This window comes from Kitasatospora purpeofusca, from assembly GCF_036010405.1.
Taxonomy (GTDB): Bacteria; Actinomycetota; Actinomycetes; order Streptomycetales; family Streptomycetaceae; genus Kitasatospora; species Kitasatospora purpeofusca.
The window spans coordinates 1,303,902-1,328,757 of record NZ_CP108561.1; the positions used below are offsets into that span (position 1 = coordinate 1,303,902).

General features: G+C 74.8%; 20 protein-coding genes. 1 reads left to right on the forward strand and 19 read right to left on the reverse strand.

Annotated elements, in window-relative coordinates; all coding sequences use genetic code 11:
• Window positions 1-5: 5 nt before the first annotated feature.
• From OG715_RS05680 to OG715_RS05765, 18 genes are all read right to left on the reverse strand, one after another.
• Entirely contained in the window at window positions 6-1,109 is a 1,104-nt protein-coding gene (locus OG715_RS05680; RefSeq protein ID WP_266276813.1) for an ATP-grasp domain-containing protein, read from the reverse strand.
• Window positions 1,102-1,761, reverse strand: a complete 660-nt coding sequence (locus OG715_RS05685; RefSeq protein WP_266276811.1) for a GAF domain-containing protein — start codon at window positions 1,759-1,761, stop codon at window positions 1,102-1,104. Before OG715_RS05685 ends, OG715_RS05680 begins: the two co-directional genes overlap by 8 nt.
• Window positions 1,751-2,635: a S8 family serine peptidase gene (locus OG715_RS05690; protein WP_266276810.1), complete on the reverse strand. Its 885-nt coding sequence runs from the start codon at window positions 2,633-2,635 to the stop codon at window positions 1,751-1,753. Before OG715_RS05690 ends, OG715_RS05685 begins: the two co-directional genes overlap by 11 nt.
• Window positions 2,632-6,054, reverse strand: a complete 3,423-nt coding sequence (locus tag OG715_RS05695; RefSeq protein WP_266276809.1) for an adenylate/guanylate cyclase domain-containing protein — start codon at window positions 6,052-6,054, stop codon at window positions 2,632-2,634. Before OG715_RS05695 ends, OG715_RS05690 begins: the two co-directional genes overlap by 4 nt.
• The gene (locus OG715_RS05700) at window positions 6,051-7,646 is read right to left on the reverse strand and encodes an MFS transporter (protein WP_266276808.1); all 1,596 of its coding nucleotides are present in this window, start codon (window positions 7,644-7,646) and stop codon (window positions 6,051-6,053) included. Before OG715_RS05700 ends, OG715_RS05695 begins: the two co-directional genes overlap by 4 nt.
• On the reverse strand, window positions 7,643-8,860 hold the full coding sequence (locus tag OG715_RS05705) for a DUF6895 family protein (RefSeq protein WP_266276807.1): 1,218 nt from the start codon (window positions 8,858-8,860) through the stop codon (window positions 7,643-7,645). The genes OG715_RS05700 and OG715_RS05705 overlap by 4 nt, the downstream gene beginning before the upstream one ends.
• Window positions 8,857-10,044, reverse strand: a complete 1,188-nt coding sequence (locus OG715_RS05710; RefSeq protein WP_323182297.1) for a radical SAM protein — start codon at window positions 10,042-10,044, stop codon at window positions 8,857-8,859. The genes OG715_RS05705 and OG715_RS05710 overlap by 4 nt, the downstream gene beginning before the upstream one ends.
• Window positions 10,045-10,067: 23 nt before the next feature.
• The gene (locus OG715_RS05715) at window positions 10,068-11,096 is read right to left on the reverse strand and encodes a DUF6895 family protein (RefSeq protein ID WP_266276805.1); all 1,029 of its coding nucleotides are present in this window, start codon (window positions 11,094-11,096) and stop codon (window positions 10,068-10,070) included.
• Entirely contained in the window at window positions 11,002-12,390 is a 1,389-nt protein-coding gene (locus OG715_RS05720; RefSeq protein WP_266276804.1) for a glycosyltransferase, read from the reverse strand. The genes OG715_RS05715 and OG715_RS05720 overlap by 95 nt, the downstream gene beginning before the upstream one ends.
• A gap of 270 nt (window positions 12,391-12,660) precedes the next feature.
• On the reverse strand, window positions 12,661-12,792 hold the full coding sequence (locus tag OG715_RS05725) for a hypothetical protein (protein ID WP_266276803.1): 132 nt from the start codon (window positions 12,790-12,792) through the stop codon (window positions 12,661-12,663).
• Window positions 12,793-12,982: 190 nt separating this feature from the next.
• The gene (locus tag OG715_RS05730; protein WP_266276802.1) at window positions 12,983-14,833 is read right to left on the reverse strand and encodes an AfsR/SARP family transcriptional regulator; all 1,851 of its coding nucleotides are present in this window, start codon (window positions 14,831-14,833) and stop codon (window positions 12,983-12,985) included.
• Window position 14,834: 1 nt separating this feature from the next.
• Entirely contained in the window at window positions 14,835-15,437 is a 603-nt protein-coding gene (locus OG715_RS05735) for a helix-turn-helix domain-containing protein (RefSeq protein WP_407660949.1), read from the reverse strand.
• A gap of 76 nt (window positions 15,438-15,513) precedes the next feature.
• Window positions 15,514-15,840: a hypothetical protein gene (locus OG715_RS05740; RefSeq protein WP_266276800.1), complete on the reverse strand. Its 327-nt coding sequence runs from the start codon at window positions 15,838-15,840 to the stop codon at window positions 15,514-15,516.
• 296 nt (window positions 15,841-16,136) lie between these two features.
• A complete protein-coding gene (locus OG715_RS05745) occupies window positions 16,137-17,048 on the reverse strand; it encodes a LysR family transcriptional regulator (RefSeq protein WP_266276799.1) in 912 nt (303 codons plus the stop codon).
• A 581-nt stretch (window positions 17,049-17,629) separates the two neighbouring features.
• On the reverse strand, window positions 17,630-18,823 hold the full coding sequence (locus OG715_RS05750) for a glycine C-acetyltransferase (RefSeq protein WP_266276798.1): 1,194 nt from the start codon (window positions 18,821-18,823) through the stop codon (window positions 17,630-17,632).
• A gap of 38 nt (window positions 18,824-18,861) precedes the next feature.
• Entirely contained in the window at window positions 18,862-19,890 is a 1,029-nt protein-coding gene (gene tdh, locus OG715_RS05755) for an L-threonine 3-dehydrogenase (RefSeq protein ID WP_030395696.1), read from the reverse strand.
• 414 nt (window positions 19,891-20,304) lie between these two features.
• Window positions 20,305-20,961: a hypothetical protein gene (locus tag OG715_RS05760; protein ID WP_266276797.1), complete on the reverse strand. Its 657-nt coding sequence runs from the start codon at window positions 20,959-20,961 to the stop codon at window positions 20,305-20,307.
• The gene (locus tag OG715_RS05765) at window positions 20,958-21,935 is read right to left on the reverse strand and encodes an ATP-binding cassette domain-containing protein (protein ID WP_266277446.1); all 978 of its coding nucleotides are present in this window, start codon (window positions 21,933-21,935) and stop codon (window positions 20,958-20,960) included. Before OG715_RS05765 ends, OG715_RS05760 begins: the two co-directional genes overlap by 4 nt.
• 291 nt (window positions 21,936-22,226) lie before the next feature.
• Here OG715_RS05765 and OG715_RS05770 point away from each other — a divergent pair, with 291 nt between their 5' ends.
• On the forward strand, window positions 22,227-23,690 hold the full coding sequence (locus OG715_RS05770) for a serine hydrolase domain-containing protein (RefSeq protein WP_266276796.1): 1,464 nt from the start codon (window positions 22,227-22,229) through the stop codon (window positions 23,688-23,690).
• Window positions 23,691-23,756: 66 nt separating this feature from the next.
• Here the strand turns inward: OG715_RS05770 and OG715_RS05775 are convergent, their stop codons facing one another.
• Window positions 23,757-24,818 carry an ATP-dependent DNA ligase gene (locus OG715_RS05775; protein WP_266276795.1) on the reverse strand — a complete coding sequence of 354 codons (1,062 nt, stop codon included), beginning with the start codon at window positions 24,816-24,818 and terminating at the stop codon, window positions 23,757-23,759.
• Between the last annotated feature and the right edge of the window lie 38 nt (window positions 24,819-24,856).

A 24,856-nucleotide genomic window follows, 5' to 3' on the forward strand; every position in this document is an offset into this window, starting at 1 on the left:
GGGTTTCAGAGGGCGGCGCGGTGGAGGGCGGCCAGCATGGCGGCGACGGCGACGGTGACCGGGGTGGTGCGGGTGCGGCGTTCGGCCCAGCGCCAGTCGCCGTCGGGGTTGACCTCCAGGAAGACCGGGGTCCCGGCGCTGAGGAGGAAGTCGAACGCGCCGTAGCGCAGGGACATCGCGGCGGCGAGGGTGCGGGTCGCGGCGGCGACGTCCGGCGGGGGTGACGGCAGGGCGCGGACGCCGAGCCGGTCGGGGGCGGTCCAGGGGTCGGCCGGGGCGGTCTTGGTGACTTCGAAGGCGTGCAGTTGCCCGCCGACGAAGTAGACCCGCAGTTCTGCCTCGTGCTCGACGTACTCCTGGACGATCACCGGCGGTCCGGGGCGCGGGCCGCCGGCCAGGTCGGCCCGGTCGAGGACGGTCGGGAAGATCCCGTGCAGCCGGCCCGGGACCGGCTCCACGAAGTGGTGGCCGGCCGCCTTGACGACCACGCGCGGGCCGTCGAACTCGTCGCGCACCAGATGCGGATCGGTGGTCAGCACGGCGCGCGGCGCCGCGATCCCGTACCGGCGGGCGAGGTCCAGTTGGCAGAGCACCCCGGGGCGGTCGGGGCGGACGGCCGTGCCGGAGATCGCCGCCAGCTGCGCGGCGGCGGCCTGCCACGAGTCGCGGAGGAAGGCGCCGCGCGGCGTCCCGGCCGGGTCGTACGCGGCCCGGTCGTACGCGGCCGGGTCGAGGGCGGTGGGCGCGAAGTGGCGGATCCAGGTGACGGTGGGGGTCAGCTCGCGCCCGTTCAGGCGGACGGTGCGGCGGTCGGGGGCGATGGTCAGGGAGGTGGCGGCGAGTTCCTCGGCGTTCAGGCGGGCGGTGCGGATGCCGGCGCCCGCGAGCAGGTTCCGCACCGGGTCGAGGTCGGTGTCGCAGGCGCGGCTGAGCAGCAGGACGCAGGGGGTCGGACGGGGGCGCGCGTCCAGGGTGCGGGCGGGGTCGTCGAGCTGGGCGAGGAAGGGCGAGCGGGTCGGGCCGGGTGGGCGGGGCGAGCGCGAGGCGGGCGTCGAGGTGGGCGCTGTGGTGGGCGCTGTGGTGGGCGCGGCGACGGGGCGGTCAGGCATCGGCGTCGGCGGTGGCGAGCAGGTCGTCGGCCATCGCCAGCAGCTTGCCGACGGTCGCGGCCACGTGGTCCGGGGCGCCGGGGAGGCGGTCGGCGACGCGTCGCAGCACCGCCAGGTCGAAGGCCGCCGCCTTGCCGGGCCCGGGCGCCGTCGCCGGGGCGGGGGCCGGGTCGGCGGCACGGAGCGTCAGCAGGAGCTCCAGCACCGTGGCCATCTCGGTGGCCAGCAGCCCCAGCGAGGCCATGTCGCCGAGGTCGCAGCGCGGACGGCTGTCGCGGTCCAGCACGGACAGCACCCCGATGCAGTCGCCGTCGCAGATCAGCGGGGCGGCCATGATGCTGCTCGGCACATAGCCGGTGGACTCTGCGGCCGAGCGGGCGAACTGCGGACTGTCCGCCACGTCGTCCACCACCACCGGCTGGCCGGTCATCAGCGCCCAGCCGGCGATGCCGGTGCCGGCCGGGAAGCGGCTGCCGAGCAGGTGGTGCTCCCCCTCTCCCGCCACCGCCTCGAAGACGAGGTCGCCGTCGGCCTCGTCCACCAGCAGCACGGAGGCCGCGGCCGCGCCGAACACACTGCGGGCCACCTCCACGATCGACTGGAGCAGTCTGCGTTGCCGCAGCTCGGCACTCTCCAACGGGTCAGTCGACACGCGCACCTCCATCGGGTACGGCTACGTTCTCAGCGGCCAGGTAGAGGACGGACTTGAGCTGGAAGGGGGTGAGCGAGCGGTGCTTGCTGAGAATGAGCGCGCAGATACCCGCGATGTGCGGGGTCGCGAAGCTGTTCCCGGTGCTGAGCAGGTGGCGACCGCCGGGTCCGGCCACCGGCACCCGCACACCCCGGGCGTAGAACTCCACCGGCGGTGACGGGTTGTAGTAGTAGGTCATCGGGTTGGGGCTGTCGTGGCTGGCGACCGAGATGACCGAGGCGAACGGCCACGGGTAGCTGCGCACCGGCATGTTGTGGGCGGAGGCGACGATGACGCAGCGACGGAAGTAGGCGGAGTCGGAGAGGTCGCGCAGCGCGTCGCAGAACTCCGCCTTGGTCGTCGACAGGCTCATGTTGATGACGTCGTAGCCCTCCTCGATGGCCCAGGTCAGCCCGGCCAGCAGGGCGGCGCCGCTGCCGTGCCGGCCGCCGCCCAGGACGCGGACCGAGGTCAGCGCCGCGCCGGGGGCGACGGAGCGGATGACGCTGGCGCAGGCGGTGCCGTGGCCGGCGGTGTCGCCCGGCTCGGTCGGGGTGACGGTGAGGGTGCCGTCCTCGGCGCGGACCACGTCCATGGCCCGGTCGAGGCCGCCGACCAGCGGATGTTCGGCGTCCACGCCGCTGTCCAGGACGCAGACCCGCACGCCCGAGCCGTCGGCGCCGCCCCAGGCCCAGTCCTGGGTGAGGTGGCCGCCGAGCGGGCTGATGTCGAAGGGCTCCTGGGGCACGACGGAGACGGGCATGCTCCAGGCGGGCACCCCGGGGAAGTGGTCGCGCGGCGGTCGGCGCCAGGGCGGGAGGTGGAGGTCGGTCATCGTCGGCCACCGCCCTCGGTGCCGGGCGGGGCCGGTGGGGCTGGTGGGACGGGCGCGTCGGTGACGGTGGTGGTGCTCGTGTCCCCGGCCGCGAGCCAGGCGCGGACCCGTCCGGCGGGCAGGGTGGCGCCCTTGGCCTCGAACTTCCGCAACGCCTCGGTCCCTTCAGCCGTCGCCCGCCCGGCCTCACCGGCCGCGCGGAGCACGATCGCCAGATCGAACAGCGTCTCGCCGACCAGGCAGGGGTCGTCGGAGCCCTCGCTCAGCCGGCGGGCCGCCGTGGCGGCGGCGACCGCCTCGCCGTGGTCGCCCCGGGCCGAGGCGAGGCGGGCGCGCAGCGCCGTCGCCGCCAGGCGGGCGCGCGGGTTCCCGCCGTCGCGGTCGTCCGGCCGGTCGTCGTCCCGGCCGCCGGGCTCCTGGTGCGGACCCTCGGGCGGGTCGAGCGCGGCCAGCGCCACCGCGGCGGCCCCGGTCCGTCCCTGGGCGAACAGCTCGCGGGCGATGGCGACCTCCGTGGTCCGGGTGTCCGGGGCGTGCTCGGCGGCACGCAGCACGCCGAGACTCTGCCGGTAGCGGGCCTCGGCGACCTCGTGGGCGCCGGCCAGCGACTCGACGAAGCCCGCCGCGTCCAGCACGACGGCGTCCGCGAGGTCGGTGTGCACGTCGTGGGAGTAGGTCAGCGCCTCGGCGAGGGTCCGGCGGGCGGCGGCCACGTCCCCGTCGAGCGCCTCCAGGTGGGCGCGGGCGACGAGCACGGGGATCAGCAGGGAGCGGTTGGCGGCGAAGCGCCGCCCCAGCAGGGCGCACAGCTCCAGCGAGGCGGCCACCGGGGTGGGCGTCCACTGGGCCAACTCGCAGACCGCGCAGAGGAGTCGGTCCTCCTCGTAGCCGTCGGCGAGGGCCCGGGCGCGGGCCAGTGCGAGTCGGAAGGAGGTCTCGGCGGAGGCGGTGCGCTCGGCGGCGAGTTCGAGGTGGGCGTGCAGTTGGTGGAGCCGGGACCAGCTGCGGTCGTCGTCCGGGTCGTGCTCCAGCAGCCCGGTGAGGCGGTCCGCGTCGGCGGCGACGGCGGCGGGCGGGGCGAGTCCGAGCCGGAGCGCGACGATCCCGCGCTGGACGGCGAGGGTCGCCGCGGCGCGCGCGTTGCCGGGCAGCGCCTCCTCGGCGGCGTCGAGCGCGGCCCGGCACCGGGCCTCGTCCTGGAGCCAGATCCCGGCGTCGCAGACGTGCAGTGCGAGCGCGAGGTGCCGGAGGTCCCCGACCGGCAGCAGGGTGCGGCCGCGTTCGAGGAGTTGGACGGCGGCGGGGAGGTCCTTGCGGGCCAGCGCACGCGTCCCCTCGGCGATCAGGGTGCCGGCCGCCGCTCCCGCCAGGGCGGGCAACTCTCGGTCTCCCGGCCGCAGTTGGCGGCGCAGCTGCCAGCTGGCCTCGACGTGGTAGGTGACCGCCATCGGGTCCTTCGGGTGCGCGTGGGAGAACCGGTCGGCGAGGAAGTCGTGCCAGCGCTCCCGCCGGGTCTTGGGGGTGAACTCGTAGGCGGTGTCCCGCAGTAGTGCCTGCGCGAAGCGGTAGGTGGCGGCCGGTCCGGGTTCGAAGACCCGGCGGCGGGCCAGCCGGGCGGTCGCCTCGTCGGCGGCGGTCGGCACCACTCCGTCGGCCTCGGCCATCGCCCGCAGCTGGCCGCGGCTGAACTCGCGCCCGACGACGGCGGCGAGTTCCAGCAGTCCGCGCTCGGTGGCCGGGAGTCGGTCCAGCCGTGCGCCGAGCAGCGCCTGGACGGTGGGCGGCACCTGGGTGCCGGGCTCGGTCTCGGCGAAGACGTCCATGAGCTGCTCGGCGAAGAGCGGGTTGCCGTCGCACAACGCGACCACCCGGCCGGTCAGTTCCCGCTGTTCGTCGGCCCGGAGGTCCTGCGGGTGGACGTCGCCGCGCAGGACCAGGCTGCCGACCAGGGCGGCGGTCTGCTCCTCGCTCATCGGCCCGAGGTCGACGGTGGTGGCGCACGGTCTGCCGCTGCCCCAGTCGGCGCGCTGGTCGAGCAGTTCGGGGCGGGCGACGCAGAGCAGCAGGACGGGGACGTCGCGCAGCCAGGTGGCGATCTCGTCGACGAGGTCGAGCAGGGTCGCCTCCGCCCAGTGCAGGTCCTCCCAGACCATGACCACGGGACGGGAGCGGCCGAGCACCTCCAGGAGGTGGCGCACGGCCCAGGCGATGTCCTCGACGCCGACCTGTCCGGGGGGTGGTTCGGCAGGTTCGGCAGGGTCGGCGGGGTCGGTGCGGTCGGTGGGGTGGCTGAAGTCGGCAGGGTGGCTCGGGTCGGTGACTGCGGCGGGTTCGGCCGGGTCGGCGACGGCGGCGAGGGTGCGGGTGACCAGTCGTCGCGCACGGCCGTCCGCGCTGTCCGGCGGCCCGGCCGACGCGGCGTCCTCGGCGAGCAGCCGCGCCAGTTCGGGCCGACCGCCGGGCAGCGAGCCGAGCATCTCGGCGAGCGGCCGGTAGGTGATCCCCCGGCCGTAGGCGGAGCAGCGCCCGGCCAGCACCAGCGCCTCGCCGTCCGGCAGCCCGGCGAGGAACTCCCTTACCAGGCGCGACTTCCCGATGCCCGGGGCGCCGAGGACGGTGGCGAGGCACACCTCGCGCCGTTCCCGGGCCCGCCGGTAGCCGCGTTCGAGCGCGGCGAGTTCGTCCGTCCGGCCGATGAACGGGGTGACCGGGCCCGGGTCGTCCGCCGTCGTCTCCGGGGCGGTGACCCGCCAGGCCGGCACCGGACGGGACTTGCCCTTCAGCCGCAGCGGCTCGACCGGCTCGATGCCCACCTGGGCCCGCACCATGGCGGCGGTGTCGGCGCAGATCAGGACCTCGCCGGGGGCGGCGGCGGTCTGCAGCCGGGCGGCCGTGTTGACGGAGTCGCCGACGACGCGGAAGTCGTCCCCCGGGCGGGTGATCACCACGACGTTGCCGGTGCAGATCCCGGCCCGGGCCTCCAGCTCCACCCCGTACTTGGCGGCGAGGTCGGTGGTGAGCCCGGCCAGGGCGGCGAGCGCTCCGGTCGCGGCCCGGACGGCGCGCAGCGCGTCGTCCTCGCGGGCGACGGTGGCGCCGAAGGCGGCGAGGATCGCGTCGCCGATGAACTTCTCGACGACGCCGCCGTGTTCGGCGATGCAGGCGCCGCAGCTGGCGAAGTAGCGGTCCATGACGCGGCGCAGCGGTTCGGGGTCCAGCCGCTCGGCGAGGGTGGTGGATCCGACGACGTCCAGGAAGAGCATCGACACCTTGCGGCGCGATTCGCGCGGCTCGGCGGCGGCCGGGGGCGGGGCGGGGGACGCGGCGGAGGTGGCGGACGCGGCGGTGAGCGGGGTGCCGCAGCCGGCGCAGAACCGGTCCGCCTCGGCGGTGCGGCGTCCGCACGCGGGGCAGCTCACGACCGGTCCTCGGGGGCGGCGCCGGTGGGACCGGCGGGGTGGGTGCGGTCGGTCGGACCCTCGGCGGGTGCCTCGGTGGGTGTCTCCACGGGTGCTTCCCCGTGGGCCTCGACGGTCATCGCCGCGGGCTCGCGCGCCGGTTCGGCGTCGGGTGCGGCCCTGCCGGGTGACTGGGCGGGTGCGGGAGTCGGGGCGGGTGCGGGAGTCGCGGCGGGTACGGGAGTCGCGGCGGGTACGGGAGTCGCGGCCGCCTCGCTCGCCGGGAGGCCCAGCCGCGCGTAGACCCCGGCGAGCACGACCAGCAGCCCGGACACCGCGAAGATCGTGTCGATCGGGCCGAACCGCAGCCCCGCCACCGAGCCGGAGAAGTCCCGCAGCCCGCTGCCCGCCAGCCAGCCGGACAGCACCGCCGTCAGCATCGCCGCGAGCCGGGTGACCGGGTAGAACACCGAGATCACCCGGCCCCGGAACTCCTGCGGGGTGGCGGCGAGCAGCAGCGGGGCCATCGCCGTGTTCAGCATGGTGATCGGCACCACGAAGACGAACAGCAGCGTCACGGCCGCCGGGAAGCCGGTCTGCCGCGAGTACAGCACCAGCAGCGCTCCGCTCGCCATCAGGCCGATCCAGGTCGTCCGCCGGGCGCCGATCCACTGCACGACCCGCCCGGCGGCGAGCGCGCCGGCGATCCCGCCGATGCCGAGCGCCATGCCGAGGTAGCCGTAGGACTCGGCGGAGACGTGCAGGTTCCGGGTGGCGAAGAAGATGTTCAGGGTGCTCAGGGCACCCATTCCGAGCTGGCCGATCACCGTGAGCACCAGCAGCGCGACGAGGAAGCGGTTGCGGGCGAAGAAGCGCAGGCCCTCGGTGAAGTCCTTGAAGAGGCCGGGGCGTTCGGCGGCCTTGCCGGGGCGTTCGGCGCCCTTGCCGGTCCTCGGGGCTGTCGGCACGGTGCGCACGGGGTTCACCGGCCGCAGGTCCGCCGAGCTGATGGCGATGTACGACACCAGGTACGAGAGCGCGTTGAACAGCAGCGCCCACTGCAGGCCCACCGCGAACAGCAGCGGCGCGGCGAGCGGCGGGCCGACGATCCAGGCGGTCTGCGCGGTCGCCTGGGCGATGCCGGCCGCCCGGGCCCGGTCGGCCTCGTCCGTCACGAGTTCCGCGATGATCGAGAACCGGGCCGGGGTGAAGAACTGGCCGGCCGCGTTGAGCACCAGCACGATCACATAGATCAGGGCCAGCCAGACACCCGCCGGCAGTTCCCGGGTCGGCACGAAGGCGACGACGGTGAGGACGGCGACCAGTGCGCCGCGCAGCACCTCGGTGCCGAGCATGGTGGCGCGCTTGTCCCACCGGTCGACGAAGACCCCGGCGAAGGGCCCGACGAACATCACGGCAGCGCTGGTCGCCAGGACGACGCCGCTGACCGCCTGCGGGCCCCAGGACTTCCCCTCCGCCAGCACGGTCGCCACCCACAGGACGAGCGTGGTGCTGAACACCGCGTCCCCGACCGAGGAGACCGCCTGGCCGAACCAGAGCCGGGTGTAGGTGGGGTTGATGAGGGTCGGCCGGAGCCTGCCGAGGGCGGTCACGGGGTGCGCCCCGTTCCGAGCAGCAGTGTCATCAGGGCGGTCACCAGGGTGGTGTGGTACGCCTTGGCGAAGTACTCGGGGGCCGGGTCGGCGGTGCTCGCGCGGGTGGCGGCGGACCGGCCGGGGACCGAGCCGTCCGGGCGCTGGGCGCGGGCAAGGCAGGCGAGGGCGGCCGCGCCCTCGGGCGTGCCCGTCGGGTCCAGGCCCAGGCAGACCTGGGTCATGACGAGTTCGGCGGCGAGGTCCCACCAGTCGTGCCGGACGCAGTGGTCGAGCAGTCGGCCGGTCAGGGCCGCCGCGTCGGCCACCGCGCCGTCGGGCAGTCCGGGGCCGGTGCGGGCGAAGTCGCTGAGGTAGAAGGCGGAGTGGGTGAGGGCGTACGCCTCGGGGACGGTCACCGGCGGCTCGTCGGGACGGGGAGGGCCCTGGACGGTTTCGGCGTCCCGGGCGGTTTCGTTGTCCCCGGTGGTGTCGGTGTCCCGGGCGGTGTCGGTGCCCCGGGGGGCTTCGGCGTCCCGGACGGTTTCGGCGTCCCGGCGGTCGAGGGCGTCCCGGCGCCGGGCCCGGGCGAGGGCGGTGGCGGGCAGGGTGACCAGGACGTTGCGCCGGGCGAGCTCCGGGTAGGGCTCGATGCCGTGCGCCACCCCGGCCTTGTCCGCGTAGTAGCGCAGTTCGAGCCGCTGGTAGGGCGAGCGCCCGACCGGGGCGAGGTCGGCGGCGGTGAGCCCGGCGAGGGCGGCCCGGAACGGCGCGTCCTCCGTCCCGGCGGGTGCCAGGGCGGCGCAGGCCAGCCGGTACTGGGTCGCACCGCGCGGCTCGGCGGTGAGCAGCCTCGGGAAACCGGGGTGCAGCCAGACGGCGCGGACCCGGTCGGTCGCCTCGGCCCGGCGCGGGTCGTCACCGGGGTCCAGGCGGGTCCAGCAGTGGGTGAGCAGCGCGAGTTCCAGCGCGGCCTTGGCGGGCCGGTGCGCGCCGCCGGGGTCGGGGACGGGGGTGGGACCGGGGCGGTCGTGACCGGGCGCGAACGGGTCGAAGCGGTCGAGGTGGCGGCCGATCCAGCCGAGGGCGCCGGCGGAGAGCTGCTCCAGGTCGTGGCCCGGACGGCCGACGGGGGCGGCGGGGCCGACGGGGCCGACGGGGGCTGCGGGGTCTGCGGGGGCGCACCCGGGGGCGGCGGACGCGGGACCCGTGCGGAGGCCGGGTGTCGTCGTCACAGCCGCCCCGTCTCGTCCAGGTAGTCGAGCAGCGCGGCATCGACCGTGTCGTGGAACTCGGCGAGCGTGCGCCGGTCCTCGTCGCGCCGGTAGAGGTCCTCGCAGCCGACCCAGCGGTCGCGGGTGTGGGTGCCCGGCAGGTAGCCGCCGGAGACGGTGCCGACCTCCCAGTCCGGTTTGCCCGCCGTCTCCCAGCAACTGGCGAGGGTGCCGTCGGCACTCACCACCGCGCCGTACCGGCCGTCCCCGTGCCCGCAGGTGGCGCAGGGCCGGTGGGCCTGCGGGCGGGTCACGCCGAGACCGAGGTCGAGGGCGCGGCGCTGCCAGCGGGTGAAGCGCGCGGAGAGGTCGCGGGTGTGCCGGAGGTCGTTGCCGTAGCCCACCCCGACATCGCCCACCTGGGCGAAGTACAGGGTGCAGCGGGCCGGGTCGAGCGCGCCGGCGAGCCGGTCGAGCAGGCTGTCGACGCCCCGGTAGGTCTCCTGCGAGACATTGACCCGGAAGATCCAGCGCAGTGGGGAGGACTCGGAGGCGCGGGCGAGGTTGCCGACGATGGTGTCGAAGGTGCCGCCGCCCTCGGAGCGGCGGATCCGGATCCGGTCGTGGTCCGGGCGGTCGCCGTCGAAGGTGACCTGGACGGAGCGCAGGCCCCGGTCGGCGAGGCCGTTGGCGAGCGCCGGGGTGAGCAGGGTGGCGTTGGAGATCATCCAGGCGGAGGCGAGGCCGTGGTCGGCGGCCCGTTCGAGGAGCTCCAGGCAGCCGCGCGGGTTGAGCAGGGGTTCGCCGCCGAACAGCAGGATGCGCAGCTTCGCCAGGTCGGCGGCGGCCATCTGCCGGTCGGTGAAGTCGAGGATCTCGGTGATGGTCCGCGAGGTCAGCCGCTTGCGGGCGATCCTGGGCGGGCGGGTGCCGCCGACGCTGTCCTGGCCGGTGTTCTGGAAGCAGTAGCCGCAGCCGAGGTTGCAGTGGGTGCTGGTCAGCACGGTCAGGGCGTAGCTGTGCGGGGCGGGGGCGGTCAGCAGGCCGTGCTCGCGCAGGCTGCGTTCGGTGCCGGGGCGCAGGGTGCCGTCCTCGGCCAACTGGCCGGGGCGCAGCCGGGCGAGGCCGCCGCCCGGGCCGAGGAACCACCAGTTGCGCTCGCCCCGGAGGAGGCGGGCGCCGGTGGCGGCGGCCGGGGTGGTCATGGGGCTGGTCGAGTCGGTCGCGCTCACCGGGCACCGCCCGGGGCCGGGGCGGCGGACGTCGTCAGCGGCCGTTCGTCGGCCGTTCCGGTGCGCGGGCGCAGGAGGATCACCGTCGCCAGTGCCACCACCAGCGTGGACTGGAAGGACTTCCGGAAGAACTGGACTGCCGTCGCGTCGGCCGGCACCCGGTCGGTGGCCGAGCGGCCGGGGAAGGACCCCTCCGGCGACTGGGCGTCGACGAGCAGGCGCAGAGCGGCCGCACCCGAGGGCGTCACCAGCGGGTCGAGCCCGAGGCAGTGCTGCGCGAGGACGAGCTTGCCCGTGAGGTCCCACTCGCCGCGCCGGACCGACTCCTCGGTGAGGCGCTCGACCCGGTCGCGGGCGTGGGCGAGGTCGGCCCCGCCGAGGCCCGGGCCGCGGAAGCCGAAGTCGGCCAGGTGGAAGACGGTGTGGGTCACATCGCACACGTCGAGTTCGGCCAGCGGCTGCCCGTCGGTGTGCCGTGCCAGCCTGCTGATCCGGTACAGCTCCGGGTAGTCGAGCAACTGGTGCTCCACATCGGCCAGTTCGGCGTAGTAGCGGGTTTCCAGGTGCAGGAAGGGCGACTTGCGGCGCGGCGTCAGGAGATCGCCCGCCACCCCTTCGGCGAGGGCCGTCCGGTGCGGACCGTCGGCGTCGAGGCCGTCCGGTGCGAGCGCGCCGTACATCAGCTGGAACTGCCGGGCGTAGCGCGCCTCGACGGTGAGCAGCGGTGGGTGGGCGGGGCTGCGCCACACCTGCTCGACGGTCGCGGCGACGGCGGCCAGGTCGGGGTCCGGGGGCCGCGTTCGGGCGGTCTCCGCAGTCCGTTCGGCCCCGGTCGTGGTGGCCCTCGCCCAGCAGCGGTACAGCAGGGCGAGTTGCAGCAGCGCCTTGACCCGGGGGGTCACCGGCAGTTCGGCCCGGCCCGCCGGCTCGTCAAGGAAGCCGCAGTGCCGACCGATCCACCCCCGCGCGCCCGCCGAGAGGCTCGCCACGGCCGCGAGGTCCGGGGCGGCTGATCGAGTACCCATGGTTCTCCCTTGAGGTTGCGGGCTGCCGGTCGGACGGGCGGGCGGTCTGCTCGACGAGGTCGGCGGCGCGGCGCGGGCCGTCCGCGGCGGCGTCGGCGAGCCGTCGGCCGAGGCGGTGGGCGTGGGAGCGCAGCCGGTCGTCCCGCCAGGCCGCGTCCACCAGCCCGGCCTGGTCCGGCTCCCCCGTGCGCGGAAGGTGGACGGCCGCACCGGAGCGCAGCAACGCGCCGGCGAGGACGGGCTGTTCGGAGCCGTTGGGGGTGACACCCAGCGGGCGGCCGCGCAGCAGGGCGCCGAGCACGGGCGCCGAGGTGCCGGCGGTCAGCACCAGCCCGGCCCGGTCGACGAGCGGCCCCAGCCAGGGCTTGCGGACGAGCAGGATGTCGGCGTCCGGGGCGGGGCACGGCTCGGCCGTGCGGCCCTGCTCCACGACGGCCTGGTAACGGCCGCCGGTGAAGGTCGCGTTGAGGCGGGGCCACGGGGTGCCGCCGCCGAAGAAGCGACCCAGGTGCACATAGACGACCGGTTTGCCGCTGCGCGCCAACGCGGCGTCGACGGCGTCGAGTTCGTCCGGGTCGGCGGTCGGCTCCCAGGGCAGCGGGCCGACGTGGTGCACCCGCTGGGGCAACTCCGCTCCCGGGTGCTCCAGTTCGGGGTCGCCGCGGAGCAGGAGCGCGTCACCGAGCAGCGCGGACCCGTCCGGGCCGTCGGCGTTCGCAGCCTCGGTCACGGCCCCGGTCGCGGTCCCGGTCACGGTGGCGGTCGAGGTGGCGGCCGAGGTGGCGGCCGCGACCGTCGCCCGCGGCCAACGGGACGGCCGGGCGGAGAGACCGGCCTCCTCCCGGGTGGCCTCGTAGAGCGCCAGCGTCTCCAAGGTCCGGTTCTCCCGGGTGCGGCCGTACTGCGGCTCGCCCCCGCCGCCGGAGCGGTAGGTCCACAGGTGGATCGAGAGCCCGATCACCACCACCGGGACGTCCAGCGTCTCGGCGGCGAGCAGCGCGCCGTTGCACAGCACGGAGGTCACCAGCAGGTCGGCGCGGGCCTGCCGGGCGGCGCGCACGGTCGCCCGGTACTGCGCGAGGCCCATGGTGCCCCAGCGGGCGGCGGAGAAGGCCCGCTCGCCGCCGAACTCCTCCGCCGCCGCGAACGGCAGGCCGGCCTCGGCCGCGAACGGTGCGGCGGTGGCGCGGCCCAGCACCGACACCCGGTGGCCGCGGAGTCCCAGTTCGCGCCCGACGGCGAGCGCCGGGTAGAGGTAGCCGCCGTCACTGAGCGGGCAGAGCAGGATGTTCACGGGGCCTCCGGGCCGGGGGCTGCGATCGGGGCGCGGCGGTCGTTGCGGGACGGTCGGGGCGGGACAGTCACGGTGGGACCGGCCGGGGCGCGACCGGCCGGGGCGCGACCGGCCGGGGCGCGACCGGCCGGTGTGGGACCGGCCGAACGGGCCACCCCGCCGCCGGCGGCTCGGGCCGGGGCCGGATGACCCGCTCGGACGTCATGACGCCCTGACGGCATGACGTCACCAGGTCATGACGTCATGACGCGACGACCGGATGCGACAACGTCACATCGCCGAACTGTTGTTGATGATGCAGATGTCGTCGACGACACCGTCGTCCTCGACCTCGATGCCGTGCGCCACGACGTCGACCTCGTCCTCGGCCTCGGTCGGCTCCGGGTTGATGGAGTCACTCATGCTGACCTCCCTCTGCAGTGCGGCGTCCGCTACGCCGGCCCGGGAGAAACGTAGGGATCCCCGGTATGGCGGCGATTAGGCGGCGGTTCGATTTCGGTATGACGGTTGGTCATATACCGTTCTGCTCTTCGTTCCCGGCTCCACGCCTCCGGTTCTTCGCGCCCTGCTCCGCGCCGTTCGTACCCGGCTCTCAGCCGTGGTGGACCGGCACCCGGTCGGCGGTCCGGCCGGCGCGCTCCCGCGCGTACGCGTACAGCAGCGCCGGCATCTCGTACCGCACGGTGTGGGCGAGCCCCTCCGTGCCGGTGACGGTGAGCAGACTGGCCTCCAGGAGGTCCTCCAGCACCCGTACGGCCGTCCCCCGGTCGCAGTCCAGCACCTCGGCCGCCCGGTCCAGGGCGAACACCGGCCGGGCCAGCAGGCCGAGCCGCAGCACCGCCCAGTGCGCGGCCTCCGGCAGCTCGCCGACCGACTCGGCCAGCCGCACCCGCACCAGCGGGTCGCCCCCGCACAGCTCGTCCAGCAGGGCCCGGCCACCGCTCAGCCGCGCGCCGTACTCGCCCAGCGGGACGTGCCGCAGGAACGCCAGCCGGTCGGCGACCAGCCGCACCCCGAGCGGCAGCAGCCCGGTCGCCCGGACGATCCGGGCGGCGGACTCCCGGTCCGCGTCGACCCGTTCGGCGCCGATCGTCCGACCGAGGAACTCCACCGCCTCGTCCGCCGTGAACGGCGGCAGCCAGACCCGGTGGGCGCCCTCCAGGCCGATCAGCCGGGGCCGGGCGGTGACCACGACGGCGCTCTCCCCCGCCTCCGGCAGCAGCGGCCGCACCTCGGACTCTCGGCGGGCGTCGTCGACGACCACCAGCGCGCGGCGCCCGGTCAGCCACAACTGCCAGGCCCAGCGCGGGTCGGAGCACTCCGCGGCGGGCAACGCACCGGCCGGCCCGTCCCGTTCGCCGCAGGCGGTGGCGGCCAGCAGCTGGCGCAGGACGTCCTCCAACGGGCGGGGGCGGCCGTCCTCCCCCCGCAGCCGGACGAACAGCCGCCCGTCCGGGAAGTGTTCGGCCAACCGGTGCGCGGTGTGGACGGCGAGCGCGGTCTTGCCCGCGCCGAGCGGTCCGGTCACCACCGCCAGCCGGCCCGCGCCACCGGTGAGCACCTCGGCCAGCCGGCGCACGGGGGCCCCGCGGCCGGTGAACGCGGGCGGGTCGGTGGGCAGCAGGTTCGGCGCCGCCGCCCGGGGCGGGCGCGGGACCGGCGACCGCAGTTCGGCGGGCTGCCCGGGGCGCGGCCGGACGGGGCCTGCCTCGCAGAGCAGCGAACGGTAGAAGCGGGCCAGGGCCGGGCTCGGCGGCAGGCCGAGTTCGTGGGCCAGCGCCTGCCGCAGCTCGTCGTAGACGGCGAGCGCCTCGGAGCGGCGCCCGGCCTGGCACAGGGCGGTCATCTGCAGCATCCGTAACCGTTCGCGCAGCGGGTGCCGCTGCGCGGTCTCGGTGGCGCGCTCGATCGCCTCCGCGCCGCGCCCGGCGGCGAGTTCGGCGTCCAGCCAGTCCTCGAACACTCCGAGGAAGCGGCGGTCGAGGCGTTGCGCGGCGCTGTCGATCAGCGGGACGTCCCGGAACCCGTCGAGCGCCGAGCCGCGCCACAGCCCCAGCGCCTCGGTGAGCGCCCCGGCCCTGGCCCGCTGTTCGAAGCGGAGCGCGTCGAGCTCGCCCTCGGCGGTGTGCAGGACGTAGCCGCCGGCCTGGTGGCTGATCCGGGTGCTCCCGGGGCCGGGCCCGGAGTCCGGGCCGGACTCGGGGCCCGGATCGGGGCCCGCCAGTCGGCGCAGCCCCGAGACGTACACCTGGAGGTTCTTGCGGGCGGTGCGCGGCGGCGCGTCGTCCCACAGCGCCTCGACCAGGGAGTCGGCCGACACCCGGGTATTCGCGTGGGACAGCAGCGCCGCCAGGAGAATCTGTTGTTTCCGTGATCCCGGATCGACGGCCCGGCCGTTCTCCAGCACGTGCAGCGGCCCGAGAATCCCGAATCTGACCGCCATCTCACGCCAACTTGATGACGAAGGAATGCCCTTCCACCTCGGCGTCCGAAACAGCGTCGAGCCGCTGTTTCACGGAATTGAGGACGGCGACCTCGTCCTCACTGAGCCGGGACAGCACGTCCCGTTGCTCCAGTGTCAGCAGGTCGACCGGGTTGCCCGCCTGCCGGAGGGCGGCGAGGGCGTCGAATGTCATGGTCCCCTCCTTCTCGGATGCCAGATCATCATCACCGTCGCCCGGGACGCCGTCCATGAGACCTTTGGGCCAGAAACCGCCTTCGTCGGGGGAGGACGCGAGAATCAGTGCGAGCAGTCCTGCCTGCAGTCTTGACCGGAGTCCCAGTTTCGCCAGAATGGCGGTGACGAACCGTTTGACTGTGCGTTCGCTGATATTGAGTTCGTAGGCTATCGAGCGATTGTCGTACCCGAGACCCAACAGCTGCAGCACGGTGCGCTCCCGGGGCGTCAGCGTCCGGGTCAGCGGCAGCGCCGCCGGCGGTAGCGGCTCCCCCGGCGCGCGTGGCGCTCCGCACGCCGGACACACCGGATCTCCACCACCCATCGACGGGATCCCCCCTCCGGCGACACACCACTGCGGTGCCCTCATGCTGACGCTCCCGTCGAACACCGGCAAGAGGTCGAACGTGCCCGGATAATGCCAACATCACGCCGGGGAGCGGTGCTCAGGACTCGTCGAACGGCTCGTCGCTCCACCGGAACGAGGCGCGCCCGCCGTCGACGTGCAGCAGGAACTCGGCCACCGGCCCCGCCGGTGCCACCAGCGACAGCGCGGCCGCGATCCGCTCGTAGCTCGTGTCGAACCGCTCGTACTCCTCCGCGTCGAGCAGCGCCGACGACTCCTCGAACCACGGCCGCACCGCACCGAACGCCGCCGTCGGCTCGAACCGCCCGTGCAGCCACGGGAAGTCCGCCTCGTCGATCACGATCTCACCGAGCACCTCCCCGTCCCGCTCCTGCACCAGCCGCCAGCGCTCCCCGAGGAACCCCACCTGCAACCACCTGTCCTGTCACACGGGCGGCCGGCGGTCGCTTGTCCGTCCGGCCGCTTGTCCGTCCGTCCGTCCGTCATTTCATCGTCCGCCGTCCACAGTCGGCGGCGTGTCACCCATCGCGGGCCACCAGTCGCCCGGCGCCCAACGCCCAACTCCCGACGCCCAGCACCCGATACCCGGCGCGGGCCGCCCCGGCCGCCACGTTCTGTGCCTGCTCGCACTTTGCAAAGTGCACTTTGCAAAGTGCGGAGGGCTCCCGGGGCGACGCCTCCCCGGCGTCGCCCCGGGAGGGATCAGGGGGTGGCCGGCGCGGCTTCGGCGAGGGCGTCGAGGACGGGGCGGAGCAGCGGGTGGCCGTCGGCACCGGCGCGGACGGCGGCGAAGACCCGGCGGGTGGCGAGGGCACTGTCGACGGGACGGACGGCGACCCGGGCCAGGTCGACGCCGAGGAGGGCCGAGCGCGGGACCAGGGCCACGCCCGCACCGGCCGAGGCGAGGGCGACGACCGCGCGGAAGTCGTCGGAGGAGTGCACCAGGCGCGGCTGGAAACCGGCGTTCTCGCAGGCCAGCAGCACCACGTCGTGGCACGGGTTGCCCGGGTAGGGGCCGATCCACGGTTCGCCACCGAGGTCGGCCATCGCGACCGGACCCTCGGCGGCGGCCAGCGGGTGGGCGAGCGGAAGAACTGCCTCGAAGGGCTCGGCATAGAGGGGGACGCGGGTGAGCCGGGCGTCGTCGGCCCGCGGGGCACCGCGGTACTCGACGGCCACGGCGAGGTCGGCGCGACCGTCGAGCAGCATCGGCAGGCTGGCGTCGCCCTCGGCGTCGAGCACCTTGAGCCGGATGCCGGGGGCACGGGTGGCGAGGGTGCCGATGGCGGGCGCGAGGACGAGGGAGATGCCGGTGGCGAAGGAGGCCACGGTGACTTCGCCCGAGACGCCGGCGCTGTAGGCGGCGAGGTCGGCCTCGGCCCGTTCCAGCTGGGCGAGGACGGCGTCGGCATGACCGAGCAGGATCTCCCCGGCCGCCGTGAGCCGCACGCCTCGGCCCTCGCGGGCGAGCAGGTGGTGGCCGGTCTCCTGCTCCAGGGCGGCCAGCTGTTGCGAGACGGCGGAGGGGGTGAGGTAGAGCGCGGCCGCCGCGGCGGTCACCGTCCGGTGGTCCGCCACCGCTCGCAGGGTCCGCAGCCGTCTCGCGTCGATCACAGGCCAATTCTGCCAGCGTCGATGGGACTGCCGGGGCGGGGGTGACCAACCGGTCGGGAGGGGCAGTAGCGGAGTGGGAAGTCGACCCCGCCGACTTCCCACTCCGGGTACCACCGCGCGCGGTACTCCGGCGGTGCCCGGAGTACCCCCGTGCCCCCGGGTCCCCACCTCTCGCACTTTGCAAAGTGCGGGGTGAACGGAGGGGTCGAAGGCGCGAGGCGTGAGAAGTGGGTGTGAGAAGCGAGGCGTGAGCACTGAGGGGCGAGGGGCGAGGGGCGACCCAGCAAACGCCGGGGCAGCGAACCCCCGCCGACCCCCGGAAACCGCGAACGGGAGTGGGAAGTCGGTCGGGCCGACTTCCCACTCCCGCGGCGGGAGGGTGGGGCAGGTGGTCTTGGTGCTGTGCGGTGTCGGTGGGGCCGGCCCCACCGACACCGCACAGCGGTTCGGGAGCCCGTGGCGCGTCCGGTTCCGAGCGGACGCGCCACGGGCGATCTAGGGGGAACCGGCCCGGCAGGGACCGTTCCCGGCGACCGCCACAGAGCGACGGTCGCGGCGGTACGTCGCGGCGGTACGGGGAGCTACTCCCCCAGCGCGGCGCGCGCGTCCACGAAGGCGGCGACGGCGCGCTCGACGTCCTCGGTGGTGTGCGCGGCGGAGAGCTGGACCCGGATCCGGGCCTGGCCGTGCGGCACGACCGGGTACGAGAAGCCGATCACGTACACGCCGCGCTCCAGCAGCAGCTCGGCGAGCCGCCCGGCCTTCGCCGCGTCGCCGATCATCACCGGCGCGATCGGGTGGTCACCGGGCAGGATCTCGAAGCCCGCCTCGGTCATCTTCGAGCGGAACAGCGCGGTGTTCGCCGCCAGCCGCTCCCGCAGCTCGTTCGAGCTCTCGACGAGGTCCAGGACCTTCAGCGAGGCGGCCGCGATGACCGGCGCGAGCGAGTTCGAGAACAGGTACGGACGCGACCGCTGGCGCAGCAGCGCGACGATCTCCCGACGCGCGGCGACGTAGCCGCCGGAGGCGCCGCCGAGCGCCTTGCCTAGGGTGCCGGTGATGATGTCGACCCGGTCCATGACGCCGTGCAGCTCGGGCGTGCCGCGGCCGCCCGCGCCGACGAACCCGACGGCGTGCGAGTCGTCGACCATGACCATCGCGTTGTAGCGGTCGGCCAGGTCGCAGATCTCGCGCAGCGGCGCGACGTAGCCGTCCATCGAGAAGACGCCGTCGGTGACGATCAGGCGGCGGCGGGCGTCCTGGCTCTCCTTGAGCTGCTGCTCCAGGTCGGCGAGGTCGCGGTTGGCGTAGCGGTGGCGGCGGGCCTTGCACAGGCGGATGCCGTCGATGATGCTCGCGTGGTTGAGGGCGTCGGAGATGACGGCGTCGCGCTCGTCGAGCAGGGTCTCGAAGACGCCGCCGTTGGCGTCGAAGCAGGACGAGTAGAGGATCGTGTCCTCCTGGCCGAGGAACGCGGAGAGGCGGTCCTCCAGCTGCTTGTGCACGTCCTGGGTGCCGCAGATGAAGCGGACGGACGCCATGCCGTAGCCCCAGCGGTCGAGGGCGTCCTTGGCGGCGTCGAGCACCTCGGGGTGGTCGGCGAGGCCGAGGTAGTTGTTGGCGCAGAAGTTGAGGACCTCGCCCGGGGTGCCGCCGCCGGTGACGGTGACGGCGGCGCTCTGCGGGCTGCCGATGACGCGCTCCGGCTTGAAGAGGCCGGCCTCACGGATCTCGTCGAGGGTGGCGGCGACCTCGTCGCGCACGTTGTCGAACACAGCTGCTCCTAATCGGATCGTCGGATCGGCGAGGGTGCTCAGGCGGTCCAGTCGAGGATGACCTTGCCGCAGCGGCCGCCGGCCGCCTCGTCGAAGGCTGCCTCGAAGTCGGTGGCGGCGTACCGACCGGTGATCACGGGGCTGAGGTCGAGGCCGCCCTCCAGGAGGACGGACATCGCGTACCAGGTCTCGAACATCTCGCGGCCGTAGATGCCCTTGATGGTGAGCATCGAGGTGACGACGGAGGCCCAGTCGATCGGGAACTGCTCGGCGGGCAGGCCCAGCATGGCGATCTTCCCGCCGTGGGTCATGTTGGCGATCATCGACTGCATCGCCTCGGGCCGGCCGGACATCTCCAGGCCGACGTCGAAGCCCTCGCGCAGGCCGAGCTTCTGCTGGCCCTCCTCGATGGTGTGCTCCGCGACGTTGAGCGCGAGCGTGACACCGACCTTGCGGGCGAGGTCGAGGCGGTACGGGGAGACGTCGGTGATCATGACGTTGCGGGCGCCGGCGTGCTTGGCGACGGCGGCGGCCATGATGCCGATCGGGCCGGCGCCGGTGACCAGTACGTCCTCGCCGACCAGCGGGAAGGACAGCGCGGTGTGCACGGCGTTGCCGAACGGGTCGAAGATCGCGGCGACGTCGAGGTCGACGGGGACCCGGTGCACCCAGACGTTGGAGGCGGGCAGGGCGACGTACTCGGCGAAGGCGCCGTCGCGGTTCACCCCGAGGCCGACGGTGTTGCGGCAGAGGTGGCGGCGTCCGGCCAGGCAGTTGCGGCACTTGCCGCAGACCAGGTGGCCCTCGCCGCTGACCAGGTCGCCGACGGCGATGTCCGCGACGCCGGCACCCAGCTCGGCGACCTCGCCGACGAACTCGTGGCCCAGCACCAGCGGGGTCCTGATCGCCTGCTGTGCCCAGCCGTCCCACTTGCGGATGTGCAGATCGGTGCCGCAGATGCCGGTGCGCAGCACCTTGATGAGCACCTCGCCGGGGCCGATCGCCGGGGTGGGGACGTCCATCAGCCAGAGTCCCGGCTCGGCCTTCTGCTTGACGAGTGCCTTCACGGCGGTGGCTCCTGACGCACGGTGGGGCGGCCTGCTGTGGGCAGGCCGACGAGGCCCGGCGGTGGCGGCCCCCGGGAGGGCCGGAGGGTGGTGACGGGGCCGGGGTCCTGGTGCAGGTCCTGGCGTCCGTCATCCGGGCAGGCAGAAATCTGCCTGGTCGGAGGGGGTGCGGTCCATCGAGGAATTCTTAAGGGCCGCGACAGCTGGGCTGAACGATCGTGCCCGAGCTGCGCCCGGGGCCCGTCGCGGCGTGCCGGTCGGCACCCCGACGGCGGAGCGCGCGGGGCGCGTACGGGGCGCGTGGAGCGCCCGCCCGGCGGCCTCTCCGGACCGTGAGCGGCGCGCGTCCGACGCGGGGCCGACGCGCTGCGGACAGGCGGACCGACCGGCCCGGCCCAGCCCGGTCCGGTCCGGTCAGTCGCGCCGGACGGCGACGGCGTGCGCCGCCACCGCCGCGGCCCCGAGCAGGGCGGCCGCGAGCGCGAGCAGCAGCGCGGTGGAGCCGACCAGGTCCGCCGAGCGGTGGTGGCCGGAGAGCCGGGTGAGCAGGAGGTTCACCGGCGGCAGGCCCTTGCCGAGGGTCAGGACGAGCAGCAGCGCGAGGGCGAGCATCAGTCCGTGTCCCTGTCGCCGGACCACCGGCCGGGCGGTGAGGAGGCCGACGGCGGCGCCGGTGCAGGCGCAGGTGAGCTGGGCCTCGGTGCCCAGGAGCAGGTCGGCGCCGGTGGGGCTGTGGCTGCCGACGAGGAGCGGCAGGACCAGGCCGAGGACGGTGAGGGGCAGGCAGACCGTCAGCGCGGCGAGGAGGGTCCCGGTGACCAGGCGCCGGTGTCCGCCGGTGGCGGCCGTCAGCACCGCCCGGTGGGGCGGGTCGTCGAGCCCGGCGAGCGTCGTGGTGAGCCAGGTGGCGGCGAGCAGCATCGCCAGGCCGGCGGCGGCGTGGGTGGCGGTGAGCGGGCCGGTGTCGTTGCTGGTGAGCACGGCGACGAGGGCGGTGAACAGGAGCAGCGGGGCGAGGTAGCGCTGGGAGAGCAGCAGGGTGGTGAGGCGGTAGCGGACGAGGGCGGTCATCGGGCGGTGGTCCTCGGAGTCGGGGCAGCGTCGGGTCCGGGCGCGGTGACCGGTTCGGGCGCAGTGTCGGGTCCGGTGGCCGGTTCGGGCGCGGGCCGGGTGACGGCTCGTACGGACCAGTGGTCGCGGAGTGCGGCGAGCAGGACGGCGTCGGTCCTGGACCGGTCCACCCGCAGGTGGAGTTCGGCCCCGCGGCGCTCGGCGGCGAGGACCCCGGGAAGGTCGAGGACGCCTGGAAGGTCGAGGACGCCGGGGAGGTCGCGGACGCCGGGGACGTCGGGGCCGCCCGGGCGGGTGAGGACGACCACTGCGGACTCGACCGCCGTCCCCGGGCCGGGGTCGGGGCCGGGGTCGGCGCGGCGGGTGACCCGTCCGTCGGCGACGGTGTGCACGGCGGTGGCGTGCGTCCGGGAGAGGGCCTCGCGGTGGTCCGTGAACACCACGGCCCCGCCGGCGGCGGCCGCCTCGGCGAGGATCGCGGCGAGCACGCCGTGGGCGGAGGCGTCGAGGCCGGACCACGGTTCGTCGAGGACGAGCAGGTCGGGCGGTACGAGCAGGGCCTGCGCGAGCGCGACTTTCTGGGCGTTGCCCTTGGAGAGGGTGCGCAGTTCGGCGTCGGGGCCGCCGACGAGGGCGAGCCGGTCCAGCAGCAGGCCGGCGCGGGCCCGGGCTGTGGCGGTGGACAGGCCGCGGATGCGGCCGAGGTGGGTGAGGCAGGAGATGGCGGTGAGGCGTTCGTGGGCGGTGAAGCGGTCGGGGACGTAGCCGACGGTGGCCCCGGGGGCGGTGGCCGGTCCGGTGCGGCGGCCGGTGGTGGGGCGGGTGAGGCCGGCCAGGATCCGTAGCAGGGTGGACTTGCCGGAGCCGTTGGCGCCGACGACGGCGAGGACGTCGCCGGGTGCGAGGCCGAGTTCGACGTCGCGCAGGATCCAGCGGCCCCGTCCGTAGCGTTTGCCCACGGCTTCGCAGCGCAGCAGCACCTCGGTGTTCCCCTCCGTCGTTCGGGCGGTGCGCACCCTACGCGGCCACCGGTAGGAGGCGGGTATGGGCCGGGTATGGTGCGGGCCGCAGTTCTGGTGGCGCGACCTGGGCCGGGCCGGGTGGCTGACGGGTGGGTCCGTTCGGGCCAGCGGACCGCCGCAGGGCGCGCGGTGCCGGTGACCGGCGCATACGGTGGCGATCGCTCCCCCTTGCGGGCCCGTGGAGCGGTGCTCCGGGCCCGTCCGGCCCAGAGAGGCGCCTCGACGATGACGAATCACGACCGCGTGCCGAATCGTGTGACGACGGCCCGAGCCACGACCCCGCAGAGCCCGGGGGCGCCCCCGCGCCGCACGGCCACGGCCCGAGCGGGTGCGGCCCGTGCGGCCCGGCCCGCCCCGGCGGCAGTCGCGCTGGCGCTGGCCGGGCTGCTGGCCTCGGCCGGCTGTTCGGGCGGCTCGTCCACCGGCTCACCGGAGGCCGGGGCGGTGACGGCCGTCCCGGCGGCGCTGAGCCCCTCGGCCTCGGCTTCGGGCCCGAGCGCGAGCGCCACCCTGCTCAGCCCCTCGCCGACCACCCCCTCCTCGCCCTCGGGCACCTCGGCGGGCCCGACCGCGCTGCCGCTGACGCCGGACGTGACGGCCCGGCTGGACACCGCGGTGCAGCGGGTGCTGACGGAGGCCTCGGTGCCGGGGGTGATCGTCAACCTGTCGACGCCGCAGGGCGAGTACCTGAAGGCTTTCGGCGTCTCCGACAAGGTCGCGGGCACGGCGATGGTGACCGGGCTGAACATGCGGATCGGCAGCGAGACGAAGACCTTCACCGTCACCGGTCTGCTGCGGCTGGTGGACCAGGGCAAGGCGGGGCTGGACGACCCGATCGGGAAGTACATCGCGGGGGTGCCGAACGGTGACACGATCACCCTGCGCCAGCTGTCCGACATGCGCAGCGGCCTGTTCTCGTACACCCAGGACGAGGACTTCGTGTCGGCGCTCCAGGCGGATCCGCAACGCTCGTTCACCCCGGACCAGTTGCTCGCGTACGCGTTCAAGCACCCGGTGAACTTCGCCCCGGGGGCGGAGTTCGACTACTCCAACACCAATACGGTGCTGATCGGGAAGGTGATCGAGAAGCTGGGCGGGCGGCCGCTCGGGGACTTCCTGAAGAAGGAGGTGTTCGACCCGGCGGACCTGGGCCGGACGGTGTTCCCGACCACGAACGCGTTCCCGCAGCCGCACTCCCGCGGCTACACCAACCAGACGGCGGACGGGACGATCGCGGACGCCACCGACTGGAACCCGTCATGGGGTTGGGCGGCGGGGGCGATGATCTCGGACCAGGCGGACATGAAGAAGTGGGCCAAGGTGCTGGCCACCGGCACCCTGCTGACCCCGCAGACGCAGGCGCAGCGGCTCCAGCCGCAGCCCTCGGCGGTGCCGGACACCTGGTACGGGCTGGGGGTGTTCTACAACCACGGGTGGATCGGGCACAACGGCTCGCTGCCGGGGTACCAGACGGTGGTGGTGTATCTGCCGTCCGCGCAGGCCTCGTTGGTGGTGCTGCTGAACACCGACATCACGTACAAGGGGTCGGCGCCGTCGACGCTGTTCGCGAAGGCGATCACGGAGGTCGTCTCGCCGGGGAACGTCTACGACCTGCCGGCGGCGCCGGCGGGCGGGGACGAGCCCTCGGCGACGGCCGACGCGTCGGTGTCGACCTCGGTGACGCCGCCGGCGCCTTCGACGGCGTGACGAGGCAGCCGTGACCCGGCAGGCGTGACCCGACAGGCGTGAACGAGCGCGGGTGCTCCGGGGCCGTCAGCCCCCGAGCACCCGCGCCAGGTCGTAGGAGACCGGCTCCTCCAACTGCCCGTACGTGCAGCTCTCCGGCGTGCGGTCCGGGCGCCAGCGGCGGAACTGCGCGGTGTGCCGGAAGCGGGTGCCCTCCATGTGATCGTAGGCGACCTCGACGACGCGTTCGGGGCGCAGCGGCACCCAGGAGAGGTCCTTCTTCCCGGTCCAGCGGCTCTGTGCCCCGGGGAGTCTGGCGTCGGCGTGGGCGGCCTCGTCGGCCCAGGCGCCCCAGGGGTGGCCGGCAAGGTCGGTGGTGCGCAACGGTGCGAGTTCTTCGGCGAGTTCGCGGCGGCGGGCCATGGTGAAGGCGGCGCAGACGCCGACGTGCTGGAGGTGGCCCTCGGCGTCGTGGATCCCGAGGAGCAGGGAGCCGACGACGGGTCCGCTCTTGTGCTCGCGGTAGCCGGCGACCACGCAGTCGGCGGTGCGTTCGTGCTTGATCTTGTACATGGCGCGTTCGCCGGGCCGGTAGGGCTGGTCGAGCGGTTTGGCGACGATGCCGTCCAGTCCGGCGCCCTCGTACTGGGCGAACCAGGTCCGGGCGAGGTCGCGGTCGGTCGCGGCGGGGGCGGTGAAGACGGGGTCGGCGGCGTCGGCGAGGGCCGTTTCGAGGGCGGCGCGGCGGGCCGCGAGCGGCCGGTCGAGCAGGGACTCGTCGCCGAGGGCGAGCAGGTCGAAGGCGACGAAGGAGGCGGGGGTGCGTTCGGCGAGCAGTTCGACGCGGCTGGCGGCGGGGTGGATGCGTTCGAGGAGTTCCTCGAAGCGCAGCCGGCCGTCGCGGGCGATGACCACTTCGCCGTCGAGGACGCAGCGCGGGGGTGTTTCGCGGCGCAGGGCGGTGACGAGTTCGGGAAAGTAGCGGGTGAGGGGCTTGCCGGTGCGGCTGCCGATCTCGATCTCGTCGCCGTCGCGGAAGACGATGGCGCGGAAGCCGTCCCATTTGGCCTCGTACTGCATGCCGGGCGGGATCTTCGCGACGGACTTGGCGAGCATCGGGGCGACGGGCGGCATGACGGGCAGGTCCATGCTTCCGATCCTCGCGCCGATGCGGGCCCGCCGCGCGA

Excerpts from the sequence above, each read along its gene's own strand:
- OG715_RS05735 (WP_407660949.1), bottom strand. The coding sequence starts at position 15,437 with ATGAGGGCACCGCAGTGGTGTGTCGCCGGAGGGGGGATCCCGTCGATG.
- OG715_RS05775 (WP_266276795.1), bottom strand. The coding sequence starts at position 24,818 with ATGGACCTGCCCGTCATGCCGCCCGTCGCCCCGATGCTCGCCAAGTCC.
- OG715_RS05680 (WP_266276813.1), bottom strand. The coding sequence starts at position 1,109 with ATGCCTGACCGCCCCGTCGCCGCGCCCACCACAGCGCCCACCACAGCG.
- OG715_RS05730 (WP_266276802.1), bottom strand. The coding sequence starts at position 14,833 with ATGGCGGTCAGATTCGGGATTCTCGGGCCGCTGCACGTGCTGGAGAAC.
- OG715_RS05760 (WP_266276797.1), bottom strand. The coding sequence starts at position 20,961 with ATGACCGCCCTCGTCCGCTACCGCCTCACCACCCTGCTGCTCTCCCAG.
- OG715_RS05715 (WP_266276805.1), bottom strand. The coding sequence starts at position 11,096 with ATGGGTACTCGATCAGCCGCCCCGGACCTCGCGGCCGTGGCGAGCCTC.
- OG715_RS05710 (WP_323182297.1), bottom strand. The coding sequence starts at position 10,044 with ATGACCACCCCGGCCGCCGCCACCGGCGCCCGCCTCCTCCGGGGCGAG.
- OG715_RS05690 (WP_266276810.1), bottom strand. The coding sequence starts at position 2,635 with ATGACCGACCTCCACCTCCCGCCCTGGCGCCGACCGCCGCGCGACCAC.
- OG715_RS05725 (WP_266276803.1), bottom strand. The coding sequence starts at position 12,792 with ATGAGTGACTCCATCAACCCGGAGCCGACCGAGGCCGAGGACGAGGTC.